A 16,032-nucleotide genomic window follows, 5' to 3' on the forward strand; every position below is an offset into this window, starting at 1 on the left:
TAGAAGTTAGAGGAAAAAGAGGAGATTACCCTACACAACGTATTAAATTCAAGTCCAGTCACCCGACTTAATATTTTGTTACATACTTATGGATTTTCCCGCCGACCTACTTACCGCCTTTGGGTTATTTCGCAGAGTTAAGGCGGATGTTCGATCGCTCGGAACCATCATTTTTGCTTTAGCTGTGCTATTTTTGCATCTGGCGATCGTTTTAGGCAAATGTTCCACCAATTCTATCTCTACCAGGTGTATTAAAACTTAATACAATATTTTTCCAATAAAAATCCCGCTCTTGTGGAACGGGAAAGCCATCAGGGTGCATCTATATGTATGTCACTATAACTCATAGGGGGTATAACCCCTCGTAGCTTTATCGAATCTTTACGATCACAAAATTTTTGTAAAGATTGAGGTTTTTAGTTGACGGATCAGCGGTTTTATGAAATTAAAATGGAAAATGCTGACATTTATAAAATCCAGTGAGTTTGCAAGGAGAATTGCGATTAAACCAGGAGCGCGCTGTTTTTTCACCTTAATTCTACAAATATCAATAATGTGCGATCGCCTGGTTAGCCTGTTTGGGATTTAAAACTAAAAATTTAGTAGAGTGCGTCAGCAATTAGCTAATCAAGTAGAGAAAAAATAACGCCCTGCTGACGCACCTTACTAAGCTTGAGGATAACGTTGTGCTAAGAAAGAGATAGCAGCAGCCCGATCGCCCAAATCGCCATCCAACCTCGCCGCCAACAAATCATCCAACATTCGTTTAAACCCAGGCCCCGGCTTATAACCCAAAGCCTTCAAATCGTTGCCATTTAAAGGCGGCTCAACATTCGCCCACCTGGTAAGATATTCCCAAATTTGGCGGCGTGCACTTCGCGGACTTTGTAGGGCGATCGCAATTAACACCGGCAATTCATAATTCCTCAACAGCAACACCAATTGACTCGGCAACTCGCACTTAGGCAAATTCTCTGCTAACTGCTTCTTTCCCGCTTCCAAAACTTCCAACCGCTTAATACTGTCAGCAGGTAACTGAAGATTTGCAGCCACCTTGCCGCGATATTCCGGCGCTAAATAAGCTATCAAAACTTCCAGCCGCATCTGCCAATCGGGAATATTGATAATGGGGAATGGGGAATGGGGAATTGGAAATGGGGAATGGGGAATGGGGAATAGGGAATTATCTCTTCCTTCTTCCTTCTTCCTTCTTCCTTCTTCCTTCTTCCTGACATCCGTTACATCCGTTACATCCGTTACAGAATCCGTTGCCGAACTTCCTTCTTCCTTCTTCCTTCTTCCTTCTTCCTTCTTCCTTCCTTGCAAACACCGATCGAGCAAACGCAGTTGCCGCCACAACTCCCTATCCAACTCCAAACTAGGATGAATACAGCGCAAAGCCTGCAAATCTCCCAGCATTTGCAAAGCAACTTTCCAGTACGGGGCTTGCAAAATGTATTTCAATTCGCTTTTGAGCCGAGTTTCCAAAGCCGGAGCTCGGCCGTTTTCCCCCTGAATTCTGTAATAAATCCCGCTGGCCAAAGCGTTGCGGATGTATCCTTCCGTCTGCGGCTCAATTTCAAACCCCAACCGCACCGCAAACCGCACAGCGCGATAAATTCGCGTCGGATCTTCGATAAAACTATTAGCGTGCAAAACTCGAATTTGCTTCGATTCCAAGTCCAGCAAACCGCAAAAAAAATCTAACAATTCGCCGCTGCGAGGAGCACCCAACCGCACAGCCAGCGCATTAATTGTAAAATCCCTGCGGTACAAATCTTGGCGAATTGAACTCGCTTCAACTTCAGGATTTGCAGCCGGATAAGGATAAAATTCAGTGCGAGCCGTAGCAATATCCACCCACAGCGAGCCGAAAGCAGAGTCTTTGTGCCACAAAAGCGCGGCGGTTTGAAATTGACCGTGAACGTCCAAACGCGAATCTGGGTAAAGTTTTTGCAGCGATGCAGCCAACTCGACACCAGCACCGGAATCGTCGGAACCGCACTTTCCATCCACAACCAAATCAATATCTGTTAGCGCCACTGTATCATCCGTGGCTAAGAGTAAATCCCGGACTGCTCCACCCACAATATAAAGTTGCCAGCCGCGGTTTTGGGCAATATTGGCGGCGATCGACAATAATTGCCATAATTCGGGACTGATGCGCGATCGCAACAACTGCTCAACCGATTCGGGCACGGCACAATAAGACAATTCTGCATTGCTTCCCCTGTCTCGCGCTTTTTGCTGGTGCAATTCCCGCAACACATCAGTCCGGGTAACAATTCCCACCAGTTGACCGTTTTCCAATACTGGCAAGCGCCCGATATCGTATGTCACCATTAAAGATTCAATTTCCGGCAGCAAGGTATCTGGGGCGATCGTTTTTAACTGCGGACTCATGTAACCCTTGACGGGGGCGTGACTGAAACCGTGGTGCAGGGCAATGTCAATGTCGCGGCGCGAGATAATGCCGGCGAGTCGATCGCCCGCATCGACCACAGAAAGCCCCGAATGTCCGTAACGTAGGAGGATACGGTGAGCTTCCCCTACCGATGTTTCCGGGCGAATACTCCGCACTGGAGACGACATTAACTCCCGCGCTGTCGGAGGGTGGGGAATTTGAGTTTTGAGTTCGTCAGCTAACTGATTTAAAGTCAGCAGGGGATCAACATCGCGGGTGGCGAGGGAAGCGGCGCGGGCGTGGCCTCCGCCACCGAAGGGTTTGAACAATTCGCTGAGGTTTGTTCCTTCGATGCGCGATCGACCGATAATAGTTAATCGATTGGAAAGTGGGGATTCGGAATCGATGTTGCGGTTGTTTTCGTTTTCGCCCAATTTATAAACATTACCTAACAGCAGAGCATCGGTTTCAGTTAAATCGAGCAAGCGAGAAGCCAGCGAAGAAAGTCCCGGAACATAAGCTTCAGTAGATAGCAGCACCCAGGCTACGCTGTAACCGTGCAAAGTTTCCGATCGCAAATTATTCAGCGCTTCTCTCAGCAAATCTTGCAATTGAGGAGACAAACCGGGTTCTACATATTCAGCTATTACCCCCAAACTCGCTCCCTGTTCCATCAACCAGGCCAAAGCTATTGCATCTCGCGCAGTTGCGCCCTCAAAGGTAAGGGAACCTGTATCGACGTGGATGCCGAGGGCCATTACTGTTGCTTCCGAAGGCAGAAGGCGGAAGGGTATGTCGCTGTTTTCTGCTTGATTTTTGAGCTTTTCGACAATTAATGTTGTGCTGGCTCCGACTGCTTCGATCTGCGTAACAGTAGCGGGGATGTCTGAATGCGCCTCTAGGTGGTGGTCGAAAATAGCAATTTCCCTTACTTGTGGCAAATCCAGCCACTCGGCGGCTTTTCCCAAACGATCGCGCCCGGAGGCATCAACTATAGTAATCGATCGAATTTGTTGGGGATTGACCGATCGGCGTTCAATCAGTGGGTACTCGTCGCGGTGTAGCGCCAAAAAATCCCGCACTGTCGGATGACACCCACCCGTCAATACGATCCTGCTACCGGGGCGCAGCACGCAAAGTCCCACCGCCGCCCCCAAGGCGTCAAAATCTGCTGTTGTGTGGCACAAAACTAAGTCCATAGCCGAAAATCCCGCATCTCTAACTCAAACAGTAGCAATTTCTCGCCCTCTGAAACCGGATGTGTCGATCGGGCTTTAAGTTAACCTTTCCAGTTTTCTGTGCTGTAGCGAACAATGATAAAATTGATAAAAATCTTAAGAGCCGCTGACGCCTGTTCGCGCAACGCCCGAATTTGCACTGGTTCTTTCGTATCAATCAACCGACAATTTCTCGATCAAGTATCGGGAAACTGTCAAAAACTAGAATTTGGAAGATTTTTTTCGGTTCTGGGAAACTATTTCCGATCAACGCACGGTTATATCGAAAGGAGAAAAGATGTTATCAATTCTGTTTCAAGTGGTTTTACTGGGTCTGGTACTGCTGTCTTTTGTGATGGTCGTTGGCGTGCCAGTTGCTTATGCCTCTCCCCAAAACTGGAATCAGTCTAAATCCCTGATTTATGTCGGGTCGGGTCTCTGGTTTTTGCTGGTTATTGCAGTGGGTGTATTGAACTTTTTAGTCGTTTAATTTCACCCAACTCTATCGAATCAAGAAGGTAAAAGATAGAAGGATGAAGGCATTCACCAGCGATTGAAAGGCATTCGGCAGAAGCTAGGAATTTTCCAGACCGCGCGACCCTGTATGTTTTTGCACTTGAGATTCACATGAGATGCCGCAGCTTTCTGACTTTTGCCTTCTCACAAACAAAAATCTAAAATCTAAAACCTAAAATCTAAAGTAGAGCACTATGACTGTTTTCGAGGGAACTTTTACTCACACCGAATCTTTGCGATTTGCGATTGTCATCGGTCGTTTTAACGATTTGGTGGTTAACAAACTTTTGGAGGGATGTCAAGATTGTTTGAAACGCCACGGGGTTGATATTAATCCTCATGGCTCTCAGGTGGACTTTTTTTGGGTTCCGGGAAGTTTTGAGATTCCTTTGGTGGCGCGCCAAGCTGCTCTTTCTCACCGCTACGATGCGGTAATTTGTCTGGGTGCGGTAATTCGGGGCCAAACTCCTCATTTCGATTTTGTGGCTGGTGAGGTTGCTAAGGGAATTGCTGCTGCTGCTTTTCAGACAGGGGTGCCGGTGATTTTTGGGGTGGTGACGACTGACACGATGCAGCAAGCTTTGGAAAGGGCTGGAATTAAAAGCAATTTGGGCTGGAATTATGCGATGAGTGCTTTGGAAATGGGCACTTTGATGCGCCAAGTTAAGGGTTTGGGAACACACTCTTACGATCATCGATTAACTACTGGGTCTGCTGCTCAAGTGCTTTCGGGCGAAGCAAATCTGGCGATCGCCCCGGATGTATCGTCGGATCAAATCCCCTCGTAAGTTGGGCTAGCAGTATTTTTTAGCTAAAAAACATCAAGATTTGCATCGGGAAAAATCTTAAGACTCTTGTGGGGTGGTGATTAGGCCCGCCCGCAAGGTCAAAATTCCACTGGTCGCAGCCGATCGACAAATTAGACCAGTATCTTGCCAATTGGCAATGAGTGTGATATCATAAAATGTTCTTAGAAATAGCGCAACACTAACTATTACTGCATGGCAACGAAGCCAACGATCGCATTTACTCACCTCGGCTGCGAAAAAAATCGCATCGATACCGAACACATGATCGGCTTGCTGGCTCAAGCGGGCTATCAAGTCGATTCTAATGAAGAATTAGCTGATTATGTTGTAGTCAATACTTGCAGTTTTATCCAAGCTGCGCGAGAAGAGTCGGTCCGCACCTTGGTAGAATTGGCCGAAGCTAATAAAAAAGTAGTCATCACCGGCTGCATGGCACAGCATTTTCAGCAGGAATTGCTGGACGAATTGCCCGAAGCAGTCGCAATTGTCGGCACTGGCGACTATCACAAAATAGTCAATGTTATGCAGCAGGTGGAAAAGGGCGATCGAGTTTCCCTCGTCTCCTCAGAACCTACTTACATCGCTGACGAAACTACTCCCCGCTACCGCACGACATCGGAAGGTGTCGCGTATCTGCGAATAGCAGAAGGCTGCGACTATCGCTGTGCATTTTGCATTATCCCGCACTTGCGCGGAAATCAAAGGTCGCGCACGATCGAATCTATCGTCGCCGAAGCTAAGCAATTAGCCTCCGAAGGGGTAAAGGAAATTATCTTAATTTCTCAAATTACCACCAACTACGGCAAAGATATTTATGGCGAACCGAAACTAGCCGAACTACTGCGCGCTTTGGGTGAAGTAGATGTACCTTGGATTCGCATGCACTACGCCTATCCTACAGGTTTGACTCCGCAAGTTGTCGCAGCCATCCGCGAAACGCCCAACGTTTTGCCGTATTTGGATTTACCCCTGCAACACTCGCACCCGGAAATTCTGCGGGCGATGAATCGGCCTTTTCAAGCTGGGATCAATGATGCCATAGTCGATCGGCTCAAGGCAGCACTTCCCGGCGCCGTGATGCGGACAACTTTTATTGTTGGCTTCCCCGGCGAAACCGACGAACACGCAGCACACTTGCTGGAATTTGTCAAGCGCCATGAATTTGATCACGTAGGAGTTTTTGTATTTTCGCCAGAAGAAGGAACCCCAGCCTTCAGCTTGCCCCAGCAAATACCAGCAGAAATAATGGAAATGCGGCGCAATTCGGTAATGGCGGCACAACAACCTATATCATTGAAGAAGAATCAAGAGTCTGTCGGTCAGGTAGTTGATGTCCTGATAGAACAAGAACAACCAGAGACAGGCGAGTTGATTGGTAGATCCGCTCGGTTTTCCCCAGAAGTAGATGGACTCGTCTATGTGACAGGAGAAGCGCGGCTGGGTTCAATCGTATCTGTGAAAATTACTGGTGCAGATGTCTACGACCTCTACGGTCAAGTGTAAGTATTGCTGGAACTGTTGCCTGAGACGGTGCGGCGAACAAAAACCGGACACGAGCCAAAAATGATTAGCGGATTGTGCAACAAAAGTAACGGTTAGTACACAATTGTGCAAAGATATGTAGCAAAGGGGTTCTAAACTTTTTTAGCCCCTCTCTGGCAATCGACCCTCCCCGTCGGGGTGCGGTAATCTCTACAGAACATCGGAAAATTTTAACGAATTTAATGTTTTGTTTCTGAATGTAAAGAGTTATGATGATAACAAGCCAGAAATAAGCGGGGATAATTTGAGATTGCTTCGCCGTCCGCCCTACACCACAACGGTATCCCGAAAGAGTGTTGAGATGGATAGGCGGTAACGGTCGCCCCATCCCCCGCTCAATCCCGCAGGCGACGGATTGCGGGATAGCGCCTGAACCAAACAACCTGTTACTACTATGTAGTGAAGTGGGGCTGGTCATGATCCTCACTATAAAATGCCTAAGAGGGAAAGCTTGCAAGTACCTCAAAGGAAGTCCAATGTCCTGCTTTAAGAATGTTGGAAGCCTATAACCCGACCCCTGGCGGTTGGTATCGGTGATGTCACAAAATCAAAGACGGCTGTCGAATTGGTAAATTTAGTCACCATCGACGGAGCTGCCCTATACTCGATTGCTATTTAAGAAGGTGCGCGCAGGCGCAGCACCATAAAGAACTCTTATGAGTTCCTGCCCTAGAGCAGAAATCCGCATCCGAGTTGGGCAACTTAGAAGGCTAAGACTCGTTATTAGGAGCATTAATGAATTTATTGTTTGAAGGCTTAGGTCTTTCGGAAGAACTCGTTCTCCATCTGGAAACACTAGGCTTTACAGAACCTACTCCCATCCAAGTACAAGCAATTCCGCACCTGTTAGCAGGTCGCGACGTTGTGGGTCAAGCCCAAACAGGGACAGGCAAAACGGCAGCATTCTCGTTGCCCATCTTGGAGCGGATTGATTTAGATGTGACTGCGGTGCAAGCACTGGTGCTGACGCCGACTCGCGAATTGGCGATGCAAGTAACTGAAGCCATCCGCGATTTGAGCGGCATCAGCAGCGACGGCCCGGTAAAAGTGGGTCGCTCTCTGCAAGTTCTGACAGTGTACGGCGGTCAATCGATCGATCGTCAAATGCAGCGTTTGAAGCGCGGCGTTCACGTCGTTGTCGGTACACCCGGACGCATACTGGATATGCTCAGCCGCGGCAGCCTGAAACTAGACAAGGTAAAGTGGCTGGTTTTGGATGAAGCTGACGAAATGCTGAGCATGGGCTTTATCCAAGATGTGGAAAAAATCTTGGATGCTGCACCCAAAGAACGTCAAACGGCATTTTTCTCGGCGACGATGGAACCTTCCATTCGGAAATTGGTGGCGCGGCATTTGCGTAACCCAGTCAACGTCACCGTAGAACAGCCAAAAGCAACGCCCAAGCGCATCAGCCAAGGCGTGTACATGATTCCCCGTGGCTGGTCGAAGGCAAGAGCCCTACAGCCAATCCTAGAAATGGAAGACCCGGAATCTGCACTGATTTTTGTGCGGACTCGGCAGTCGGCGGCAGAACTCACCAGCCAACTGCAAGCAGCAGGTCACAGCGTTGACGAGTATCACGGTAATTTGAATCAGGCACAGCGGGAACGTTTGTTGCATCGGTTCCGCCAATGTCAGGTGCGCTGGGTAGTGGCGACTGATATTGCGGCGCGGGGTTTGGACGTGGATCACTTGACTCACGTGATTAACTACGATTTGCCCGACAGTGTGGAAAGCTACGTTCACCGGATCGGACGCACGGGCCGGGCTGGTCGCGAAGGAACGGCGATTACGCTGATTCAACCGGTCGATCGCCGCAAACTGCGCTTGATTGAACGCCACGTTCGATCGAGCTTGACGGTACGAAACATTCCGACACGCGCGCAAATTGAAGCACGTCAGTTGGAAAAGATGCAAGGTAAAGTTCGTGAAGCTTTGGCTGGCGAACGCATGGCATCTTTCTTGCCTCTGGTGTCTCAGTTATCCGAGGAGTACGACTCCCACGCGATCGCCGCTGCTGCTTTGCAAATGGCTTTCGATCAAAGTCGTCCTGCTTGGATGGGCGCGGATTACGCTCAACAAGAAGATCCCCCGATTGGTGGAGAAAACAGCGTCAAGCCAATCTTGATCAAGAAGCGGGCTAAGACTGGTGCACCGAGTAATTCTGTACCAGCGCCGACTTTTTCTGGAGCACCGAGTGCTCCTGTTCCCCAGAACAGCTAATTGGTAGGGTGCACAATGTGCACCTTATTTAGAATTTTTGTAGAGATGCGATCGATCGCATCTCTACTTTTTTTATGGGTGTGAGACTCTATGGGGAATAAAAATCACAAAAAAGCTCTTCGTTCGTTGAACAAGCGGATTGCAGAACATGGAGAAAAGATTAGACTGGAATATGAGAAGGATTTTCCCGATGAAGGCTTAATCCGGCATTGGGAAAGTGAAATTCGAGCTTTTGAGAAAGGAATTCAGCAAGCTTTAAAACGATTGGGTAAATAAAGATGCAAGTTAGCGATCGGACAATTTATGTAACTAATTATACACTGAGAACGTTAATTGATGAATTGGGTACAGAGTGTCAAAATGTGATTACTTTAATCCATCAGCTTCAGTTACCTGATTTGAGCGATCGACAAAAAGCTGAAATTCTAGCAGAGTTCCTGAGTGCTGCAATCCATCTCAACGTTCACTGCGGAGAGGATTTTCAGACACTAATTGCTGAGCAAATGGCACAATTGTCGGATGATGATGAAGAGGATTAAGGAGACGCGGGCGATCGCACATGAGGAAAAAGCCCTCCAGTCAACTCACAGAAAGGCTCAAAATCCTAATAAATAAGGAATAAAGTCCTTATTACAAACTTGTCAACCTGGACTTTTGCACAGTTGTTTAATATTTCAGTTGAGCTGCGTGCTCACAATAATTTTTTGCACGCGATCGCCCTTAATTTCCACAATCAAATTAGAAGCCTTTTGGTCATTGCTGTAAGTCAAGCGAGTCACTCCACTTTTAACAGATTGCGACCCGTAACCGTAAGTTTTAACGACTTTTTGGCTGTTATCTCCTAGCTTCACACCATCAATTGTCAGAAACTTGGGATTGGTAGTAGAAACTAAATAAACTTTGCCCTCCCATGCTGCTACCGTCAATCCTGAGTAGGTTAGCGTGCGAATCTTGCCGCCGATGCCAGGCCCAGCAGGTTTAGTTTCGTCGCGCTGCGGTTTTCCCAACTTACGTTTTGCCTCTTCTACAGGCATCCCCAACCGAACGCCGCCAATCCCTAGGCGCGAATAGTTCAGCGCCGCCGGCTTTTGTGTCGCGCTGAGCATTCTTTCTAGAGTCACAACAGTTTGATTCATAGTGGGGACAGGGCGCACTAAAGCAGCAAATCCTAAGCTCGAAATTGCGAGATTCATCATGATGCCCGCGACGGCTGTTGTCACAAACATTTTTACCATTTTTTTATAGCTTTATTTGGCAATGTATTCGCGCGATCGCCCGCTAGATCCGGATTGATACTAATAGGACTTATACAAACACTCCTAGACGCACGGCGATCCTCTGAAACCGAATTTTTTTTACCAAAACTACACAAAGAAACCCGGTTTTTACCATAAATCTTAGGTTTAACAGCGACGTATTCAGCAAGAAACTGGGTTTCTAGCGCAAGCTAGGTAAGTCCTGACTAATATTTTTTAAGCTTTGAAAACCGCCAATTTCGGGCGAACCGAATTTTCTCCCGCACAAGCTTGCGTCCGCCTGCGAGGACTGAAAGAAAGAATAAAGGAGGTAAATCAACGGAAATTGCTGTGATATCCTAACAAAAGCCATATCTGCATAAAATAAGTAATTTAGATGACCGCAACAGATTCTACTAAGCACCAAAAATCCAAAGCCCTCAAACCGGGTAGCCGCCGCCCCGCTAAAGAACTTTGCAGCGAGTGCGGTTTGTGCGATACATATTACATCCATTATGTCAAGGAATCTTGTGCTTTCTTAACACAGCACATCGCGGAATTAGAAGAAGAGATTCACGGGCGATCGCGCAATCTCGACAATCCCGACGATTGGTATTTCGGAGTCAGTCAAAATATGATGGCTGCTCGGAAAAAAGAGCCGATCGAGGGCGCTCAGTGGACGGGAATCGTCAGCACAATTGCCATTGAAATGCTCGAAAAAGGAATTGTAGAAGGCGTTGTTTGCGTCCAAAATACTAAAGAAGACCGCTTTCAACCGATGCCGATTATTGCTAGAAATCGCGAAGAAATTCTGGCAGCAAAAGTCAACAAACCAACTCTCTCTCCCAACCTTTCAGTATTAGAACAAATCGAACAATCTGGGATGAAGCGGCTGTTAGTAATTGGTGTCGGCTGTCAAATTCAAGCTTTGCGAACAGTCGAGAAAAAACTCGGTTTAGAAAAGCTCTACGTTTTAGGAACTCCCTGTGTAGATAATGTCAGCCGTGCAGGCTTGCAGAAATTCCTAGACACGACTAGCCGCTCTCCTGAAACGGTGGTTTCTTACGAGTTTATGCAAGACTTTAACGTTCACTTCAAACACGAAGATGGTTCGGAAGAAAAAGTGCCGTTTTTCGGGCTGAATACTAAGGAATTGAAAGATGTTTTTGCTCCTTCTTGTTTGAGCTGTTTTGATTATGTGAATTCTTTAGCAGATTTAGTTGTGGGCTACATGGGAGCACCCTTTGGGTGGCAGTGGATTGTGGTGCGAAATGACACCGGGCAAGAAATGTTAGATTTGGTAACGGATCAGCTAAATACTCAGCCCGTGATGTCTCAGGGAAACCGAAAAGAGGCGGTTCAGCAAAGCATTCCGGCTTATGAAAAAGGGGTGACTTTGCCGATGTGGGCGGCGAAGTTAATGGGAGTTTTTATTGAGAGAATTGGGCCGAAGGGTTTGGAATATGCCCGTTTTTCAATTGATTCTCATTTCACTCGCAATTATCTGTACGTGAAGCGGAATTACCCGGAGAAATTAGAGGGTCATGTGCCGGAATATGCTAAGCGGATTGTCGGGCAGTATAAGTTGCCAGATGTGTAAACTTGTAGGGTGCGTCAGTCAGGATTTGTGGGATTCTTGAAAAAATAACGCTAACTGACGCACTCTAATACTCAAGGATAGCAAAAGATAGAAAACAAATGCACTTGGGAACAATCGGATTATGGAATCGCGGAACGTTAACTAGACTAGCTATCCTTAGTACAATCTTAATTAGTCTGATTAGTGGTATATGGTTGAGTATGATTGCAATGCCAGGGAAAAGCTACAGCGGGACAATTCCTCCTTTAACAGCACAGGAAATCTCGCTCCGAGATGCTTTACAGCGCGATGTGGAAAAGCTCTCTGGTGAAATCGGAGAGCGCAACTTTATACAATATAAAAAACTTGGAGAAGCTGCTGACTTTCTCGAAGCATCTTTTCAAGCTGCTGGCTATAAAGTTGAACGACAAGGATATAAAATTGATGATAAATTTTATTATAACATAGAAGTGCAGATGCCAGGGGGAAAAAAGGCAGATGAAATAGTTGTAATTGGGGCACATTATGATTCTGTGGTGGGGAGTCCAGGGGCAAATGATAACGCAACTGGGGCGGCGGGAGTGCTGGCTTTAGCGAGAATGTTTGCAGGTAAAAAGCCTGAAAAGACTGTGCGTTTTGTTGAGTTTGTGAATGAGGAACCGCCTTTTTTCTGGACTGCTGATATGGGGAGTTTGGTTTATGCCAAAAGATGCAGAGATCGTAATGAAAAAATTGTTTCGATGCTCAGTTTAGAAACAATTGGTTATTACTCAGATGCCAAAAACAGTCAGAAATATCCAGCACCATTAAACCTTTTTTATCCTACATCGGGGAATTTTATCGGATTTATTGGCAATACATCCTCAAGTAAACTGGTTAGAGAGGCGATCGCATCTTTCCGCCGCCATGCTGAATTTCCTTCGGAAGGTGCAGCAATTCCGGGTGGCATTCCTGGTGTTGGTTGGTCCGATCAATGGTCTTTTTGGCAACATGGTTATCCAGGGCTGATGGTGACAGATACTGCTCCCTATCGCTATCCTTACTATCACACGGCGCAAGATACACCCGATAAGGTTGACTGGGAACGGACGGCGAAGGTGATAGCTGGATTGGAAAAAGTTGTGGCCGATTTGGTGGGAGTTGATATTAATTAGTTGTGTAGTGCGGCTCAGGGAAATATCATCGCTCGGCAGAGAATATCAGGCCAAGTGGCGCACCTATTAATTAGTATAAGTTGCCTGAGTGACGTGATTCAGAAAGTTTTTAATAGATGTTTTGCAGGGACACGGTAAGGCTGTGTCTTTGTTTTATACAGTGGGAAAAATTAGAGGTAAAAGATTATGACACTCATAGTTGTAGAGAAACACATGAAGTTACAAAAGTCGATCGCACTTACTTGTTGTGTGCTTCTAGCATTATCTGGAAATGGACTGTCTGGCAAGGCTGCAGAAACGCGATCGGGAAACAGTAGACGAACATTTGCTGATTGGTGTCGCGATCGCGCTTCTTTGACTCCTGAAGTTAAACATACTGTTGATGTGCTGTTGAAGGAAGCAGGGACTACTGAGTGCGATGCGGCTAATCAGAAAGTTTCGAGTTTCACGTATCTCTCCCTCTACAACAATCAAATCAGCGACATCAAAACCCTAGAATCCTTGACTAACCTGACTGAAATCATGCTCAGCGGAAATCCGATACCTCCCAAAACTTGCCCTCTCAAACCAGAGTCTATATGTCAGTGGGAACCACAAACTGAACCCTAAAAATTTAGTAGAATTACACCCGCTCGCACTTAAATATTTCAGTCGCGAATCAAACCACATTTTGTATTACTATGCAACTCCAAATCCTGTATATTCACGCGCATATGGTGGCTGAATTCCTAGCACAATATCCTCTTTTGGTACTCCCATTTCTACCAATTCATCAGCAATCTGCCTGTCAGTTTGATTTCGCTGAATCCAGATTTTGCCATTTTTAATATCCAAATGAAACACACAGTTATACACGCGGCGGTGTCCGTCCCATCCTAAATCGATGGCTAGATAGCGATCGTTTTCTCGATCAAAAATTGTTTCTACCTCAATTTCTCCGTTAATTGGTGCTATCTTGCTGTCTTCAATTAGGAGTTTTTGAATGCACTGACGGTAATGCTCTAGTCGATCCATGTGACTATTGCCTCCTGAACTGGGTTATACACAATAAGCTTGACTTGATGTTGTCTAACCGACGCTTGAGGTAACTCCCGACTGAAAAAAGATTCGTAAGTTGCGATGGGAACTGCCAAATATAAAGTGCGATCGGGTTGGAGCTTTTCTAAGACTAAACGGTAATTTAAAAATTGTCCCAACGCGGTATGAAAATCAGAGAGAGCTGAAGCGCTTAAAAAACTCTTGACTTCTACTGCAATTTTTTTTCCTGATTTTTCCGCACCGATGAGTCGTTCAGCTCCCAAATCGATTTCGACTCTCTCATTCTCAGCAAATTCTAGCCTGAGAGGATCGTGAGTAACCACCCACTCAGATTTTTCAAGACCTCGCTTCACAGCATTATGAAATAGATCCTTAGCTGACACTCGTTATACCTCACCTCTAAACCTATCTTAACTGATTGGAGTAAACTTGTAGGATACGTCAGTGAAGAACGCCTGAACTATTGAAAAAATAACACCAATTGACGCACCCTACAGTTTGTATAAGAACCCCATCGCACCTCCCTTCCTAGAAATCAGCAGCGTGCTGCTTCAATTCATCCAAAGAAACGTATTCCAAAGTCAAGGCGTGAGTCGCAGCCAAAACCACAGGCGGCGCAACTCCCGCATCCATTGCTTCCTTCCACCGAGACGCACACAAGCACCAGCAATCCCCAGGCTTCAAACCGGGAAAGTTAAATTCGGGAACCGGAGTGCTCAAATCATTTCCATTCGACTTTGTGAATTGCAAAAACTCTTCTGTCAGTTGAGCACAAACAGTGTGAGCCCCAAAGTCGCCACCACCTGTATTGCATTTGCCGTCCCGATAATACCCCGTCATGGGCGAAGTGCAGCAAGTCTCTAACTTTCCGCCCAGCACATTTGTAGCTTCCGTCACCATCGCAACTCCTGAGTAAAACTCTTCGATCTAATTTTACACAAATCGTTGTTTATATATTTTTTTCCATCGCAAAGTTGATGAATTTTTGTCCTCTGCGTTCTACTTCTTGTTTTCTAATCACAATAAATCCCTGGCTTTCAAAAAAAGATCGAGCTGTAATGCTGGCTTCGGTAAATAACTTGTTAATTCCTAAGTCTTTGGCTTGTGACTCAATTTGTTTTAAAATTAGCCTGCCAACTCCTTGTCTTTGAAAATCTTGATGACAGTAAAAGCGATCGATATGGCCGCTTGCTTCTAATTCCCCAAAACCTGCAATTTTCTCACCCTCTTCTGCTACGAAAGTAAATTTACTGCTTAAACTTTTAGTCCAACTTTCAATATCGATATCTGCTTGTGCCCAAGCATCTACTTGTGCTTTTGTGTAATCGCGGATGTTTACTTCGTGTACCGTGTCGTAAAACAGTTTTACAATTTGTTGGGTATCACCGATTTCGTAGGTTCGTACTCTCATAAATTATCTCACTGCGATCGCTTCTTTAATATTAATTTGGGATTTTTAACCGCTTCGCAACACGGATGGATGTTGGCTTTTACCATTTTGTCTCATTTCTTGCAGGGCGATCGACCAAAAAATTCTTCCCTAGCCCTTGACAAACTCTACTACTCTGTGTTCTATTAAATATAACGACTGTTCGATATATATCAATCCTGCCCGCTGACCCAAAAAATCAATTTTGTAGTGATTGATACTATATCGCACGTTCGATATAGAATTATCAGACCAATAAATTTTAGACTTTAGATAATCTAAAATCTAAAATCTATTCACCCATGCCAAAAATAGTTGACCGCGATCGATACCGTAAAGAACTACTAAACAAATGCTTTGACATATTTGCCGAAAAAGGTTACTCATCAGTAACTATGCGGGAAATTGGGTCAGAAATCGGAGTTTCTACAGGAACCCTTTATCACTACTTCCCGAGTAAAGAAAGTTTGTTCGAGCAGTTAATTGAATACTTGAGCTATGAAGATACAAAAGAAGAAGCAATTGCCGAACTGGGAAATCCGCCAACTTTAGCAGAAAAAGTTGAAAAACTGATGGATTACTTCAGCAAAAATGAAGATTACATCCTGAAAAGTCTGTTAATGACATTTGAGTTTTGCCAACAAAAAACTCGTCAAGAGATTGACAGCAATCAAGCACTTCAGGAATCGGGAAAGCGTTACGAAGAGGCAGTCAGTTGCTACTTAGGTATCTCAGATCCAGCAATCGCTAGATTTATCATCTGTTATGGTGACGGTTTGCTGGTAAGAAGGTTTTATCAAGGTGAAAGAATATCTGTTGCAGAACAATGGACTTTATTAAAAGAGATGTTGCTCGCTTATTTAGACAAAAATAGCTGCAAGTAGAG

General features: G+C 45.7%; 17 protein-coding genes. 11 read left to right on the forward strand and 6 right to left on the reverse strand.

Features of this window, described 5'->3' with window-relative positions; translation table 11 throughout:
• Positions 1 to 88 precede the first annotated feature (88 nt).
• On the forward strand, positions 89 to 262 hold the full coding sequence (locus NDI35_RS13825) for a hypothetical protein (RefSeq protein WP_445313237.1): 174 nt from the start codon (positions 89 to 91) through the stop codon (positions 260 to 262).
• 404 nt (positions 263 to 666) lie between these two features.
• Here NDI35_RS13825 and NDI35_RS13830 read toward each other — a convergent pair whose 3' ends face one another.
• Positions 667 to 3,603, reverse strand: coding sequence for a CBS domain-containing protein (locus tag NDI35_RS13830; RefSeq protein ID WP_445313238.1), 2,937 nt, complete (start codon positions 3,601 to 3,603; stop codon positions 667 to 669).
• 316 nt (positions 3,604 to 3,919) lie between these two features.
• On the opposite strand from NDI35_RS13830, the gene psbZ reads away from it, so the two are divergent.
• From psbZ to NDI35_RS13860, 6 genes are all read left to right on the forward strand, one after another.
• Positions 3,920 to 4,111 (forward strand): photosystem II reaction center protein PsbZ, encoded by a 192-nt coding sequence (psbZ, locus tag NDI35_RS13835; RefSeq protein ID WP_190735314.1) that lies wholly within the window; start codon positions 3,920 to 3,922, stop codon positions 4,109 to 4,111.
• A 220-nt stretch (positions 4,112 to 4,331) separates the two neighbouring features.
• A complete protein-coding gene (ribH, locus tag NDI35_RS13840) occupies positions 4,332 to 4,925 on the forward strand; it encodes a 6,7-dimethyl-8-ribityllumazine synthase (RefSeq protein WP_333209091.1) in 594 nt (197 codons plus the stop codon).
• Positions 4,926 to 5,138: 213 nt separating this feature from the next.
• Positions 5,139 to 6,449 (forward strand): 30S ribosomal protein S12 methylthiotransferase RimO, encoded by a 1,311-nt coding sequence (gene rimO, locus NDI35_RS13845; protein ID WP_333059616.1) that lies wholly within the window; start codon positions 5,139 to 5,141, stop codon positions 6,447 to 6,449.
• Between the two features lie 774 nt (positions 6,450 to 7,223).
• Entirely contained in the window at positions 7,224 to 8,711 is a 1,488-nt protein-coding gene (locus NDI35_RS13850; RefSeq protein ID WP_445313239.1) for a DEAD/DEAH box helicase, read from the forward strand.
• Between the two features lie 90 nt (positions 8,712 to 8,801).
• Positions 8,802 to 8,987 carry a hypothetical protein gene (locus NDI35_RS13855; protein WP_445313240.1) on the forward strand — a complete coding sequence of 62 codons (186 nt, stop codon included), beginning with the start codon at positions 8,802 to 8,804 and terminating at the stop codon, positions 8,985 to 8,987.
• Positions 8,988 to 8,989: 2 nt separating this feature from the next.
• Complete coding sequence (locus NDI35_RS13860; RefSeq protein ID WP_445313241.1) at positions 8,990 to 9,250, forward strand: hypothetical protein; 261 nt, start codon at positions 8,990 to 8,992, stop codon at positions 9,248 to 9,250.
• 135 nt (positions 9,251 to 9,385) lie between these two features.
• Here the strand turns inward: NDI35_RS13860 and NDI35_RS13865 are convergent, their stop codons facing one another.
• A complete protein-coding gene (locus NDI35_RS13865; protein ID WP_445313242.1) occupies positions 9,386 to 9,946 on the reverse strand; it encodes a hypothetical protein in 561 nt (186 codons plus the stop codon).
• A 397-nt stretch (positions 9,947 to 10,343) separates the two neighbouring features.
• Here NDI35_RS13865 and NDI35_RS13870 point away from each other — a divergent pair, with 397 nt between their 5' ends.
• The 3 genes from NDI35_RS13870 (at position 10,344) to NDI35_RS13880 (ending at position 13,288) form a co-directional block, all read left to right on the forward strand.
• Positions 10,344 to 11,546, forward strand: coding sequence for a Coenzyme F420 hydrogenase/dehydrogenase, beta subunit C-terminal domain (locus NDI35_RS13870; RefSeq protein WP_445313243.1), 1,203 nt, complete (start codon positions 10,344 to 10,346; stop codon positions 11,544 to 11,546).
• A 98-nt stretch (positions 11,547 to 11,644) separates the two neighbouring features.
• Positions 11,645 to 12,679 (forward strand): M28 family peptidase, encoded by a 1,035-nt coding sequence (locus tag NDI35_RS13875; protein ID WP_445313244.1) that lies wholly within the window; start codon positions 11,645 to 11,647, stop codon positions 12,677 to 12,679.
• A gap of 186 nt (positions 12,680 to 12,865) precedes the next feature.
• The gene (locus NDI35_RS13880) at positions 12,866 to 13,288 is read left to right on the forward strand and encodes a leucine-rich repeat domain-containing protein (RefSeq protein WP_445313245.1); all 423 of its coding nucleotides are present in this window, start codon (positions 12,866 to 12,868) and stop codon (positions 13,286 to 13,288) included.
• Between the two features lie 69 nt (positions 13,289 to 13,357).
• Here the strand turns inward: NDI35_RS13880 and NDI35_RS13885 are convergent, their stop codons facing one another.
• The 4 genes from NDI35_RS13885 to NDI35_RS13900 form a co-directional block, all read right to left on the reverse strand.
• Entirely contained in the window at positions 13,358 to 13,693 is a 336-nt protein-coding gene (locus NDI35_RS13885) for a XisI protein (RefSeq protein WP_445313246.1), read from the reverse strand.
• The gene (locus tag NDI35_RS13890; protein WP_445313247.1) at positions 13,681 to 14,100 is read right to left on the reverse strand and encodes a XisH family protein; all 420 of its coding nucleotides are present in this window, start codon (positions 14,098 to 14,100) and stop codon (positions 13,681 to 13,683) included. The genes NDI35_RS13885 and NDI35_RS13890 overlap by 13 nt, the downstream gene beginning before the upstream one ends.
• A 145-nt stretch (positions 14,101 to 14,245) precedes the next feature.
• Positions 14,246 to 14,617 (reverse strand): DUF2237 family protein, encoded by a 372-nt coding sequence (locus NDI35_RS13895; RefSeq protein ID WP_445313248.1) that lies wholly within the window; start codon positions 14,615 to 14,617, stop codon positions 14,246 to 14,248.
• A gap of 49 nt (positions 14,618 to 14,666) precedes the next feature.
• The gene (locus NDI35_RS13900) at positions 14,667 to 15,128 is read right to left on the reverse strand and encodes a GNAT family N-acetyltransferase (RefSeq protein WP_445313249.1); all 462 of its coding nucleotides are present in this window, start codon (positions 15,126 to 15,128) and stop codon (positions 14,667 to 14,669) included.
• Between the two features lie 320 nt (positions 15,129 to 15,448).
• Here NDI35_RS13900 and NDI35_RS13905 point away from each other — a divergent pair, with 320 nt between their 5' ends.
• On the forward strand, positions 15,449 to 16,030 hold the full coding sequence (locus tag NDI35_RS13905) for a TetR/AcrR family transcriptional regulator (protein ID WP_333210500.1): 582 nt from the start codon (positions 15,449 to 15,451) through the stop codon (positions 16,028 to 16,030).
• The last annotated feature ends 2 nt before the right edge of the window (positions 16,031 to 16,032 follow it).

The sequence above is a fragment of the Microcoleus vaginatus FACHB-2002 genome (assembly GCF_040004035.1).
Classification (GTDB): domain Bacteria; phylum Cyanobacteriota; class Cyanobacteriia; order Cyanobacteriales; family Microcoleaceae; genus Microcoleus; species Microcoleus vaginatus_C.

Coding starts and splice junctions, on each gene's coding strand:
- NDI35_RS13825 (WP_445313237.1), top strand. CDS start 89: ATGGATTTTCCCGCCGACCTACTTACCGCCTTTGGGTTATTTCGCAGA.
- NDI35_RS13830 (WP_445313238.1), bottom strand. CDS start 3,603: ATGGACTTAGTTTTGTGCCACACAACAGCAGATTTTGACGCCTTGGGG.
- psbZ (WP_190735314.1), top strand. CDS start 3,920: ATGTTATCAATTCTGTTTCAAGTGGTTTTACTGGGTCTGGTACTGCTG.
- ribH (WP_333209091.1), top strand. CDS start 4,332: ATGACTGTTTTCGAGGGAACTTTTACTCACACCGAATCTTTGCGATTT.
- rimO (WP_333059616.1), top strand. CDS start 5,139: ATGGCAACGAAGCCAACGATCGCATTTACTCACCTCGGCTGCGAAAAA.
- NDI35_RS13850 (WP_445313239.1), top strand. CDS start 7,224: ATGAATTTATTGTTTGAAGGCTTAGGTCTTTCGGAAGAACTCGTTCTC.
- NDI35_RS13855 (WP_445313240.1), top strand. CDS start 8,802: ATGGGGAATAAAAATCACAAAAAAGCTCTTCGTTCGTTGAACAAGCGG.
- NDI35_RS13860 (WP_445313241.1), top strand. CDS start 8,990: ATGCAAGTTAGCGATCGGACAATTTATGTAACTAATTATACACTGAGA.
- NDI35_RS13865 (WP_445313242.1), bottom strand. CDS start 9,946: ATGGTAAAAATGTTTGTGACAACAGCCGTCGCGGGCATCATGATGAAT.
- NDI35_RS13870 (WP_445313243.1), top strand. CDS start 10,344: ATGACCGCAACAGATTCTACTAAGCACCAAAAATCCAAAGCCCTCAAA.
- NDI35_RS13875 (WP_445313244.1), top strand. CDS start 11,645: ATGCACTTGGGAACAATCGGATTATGGAATCGCGGAACGTTAACTAGA.
- NDI35_RS13880 (WP_445313245.1), top strand. CDS start 12,866: ATGACACTCATAGTTGTAGAGAAACACATGAAGTTACAAAAGTCGATC.
- NDI35_RS13885 (WP_445313246.1), bottom strand. CDS start 13,693: ATGGATCGACTAGAGCATTACCGTCAGTGCATTCAAAAACTCCTAATT.
- NDI35_RS13895 (WP_445313248.1), bottom strand. CDS start 14,617: ATGGTGACGGAAGCTACAAATGTGCTGGGCGGAAAGTTAGAGACTTGC.
- NDI35_RS13900 (WP_445313249.1), bottom strand. CDS start 15,128: ATGAGAGTACGAACCTACGAAATCGGTGATACCCAACAAATTGTAAAA.
- NDI35_RS13905 (WP_333210500.1), top strand. CDS start 15,449: ATGCCAAAAATAGTTGACCGCGATCGATACCGTAAAGAACTACTAAAC.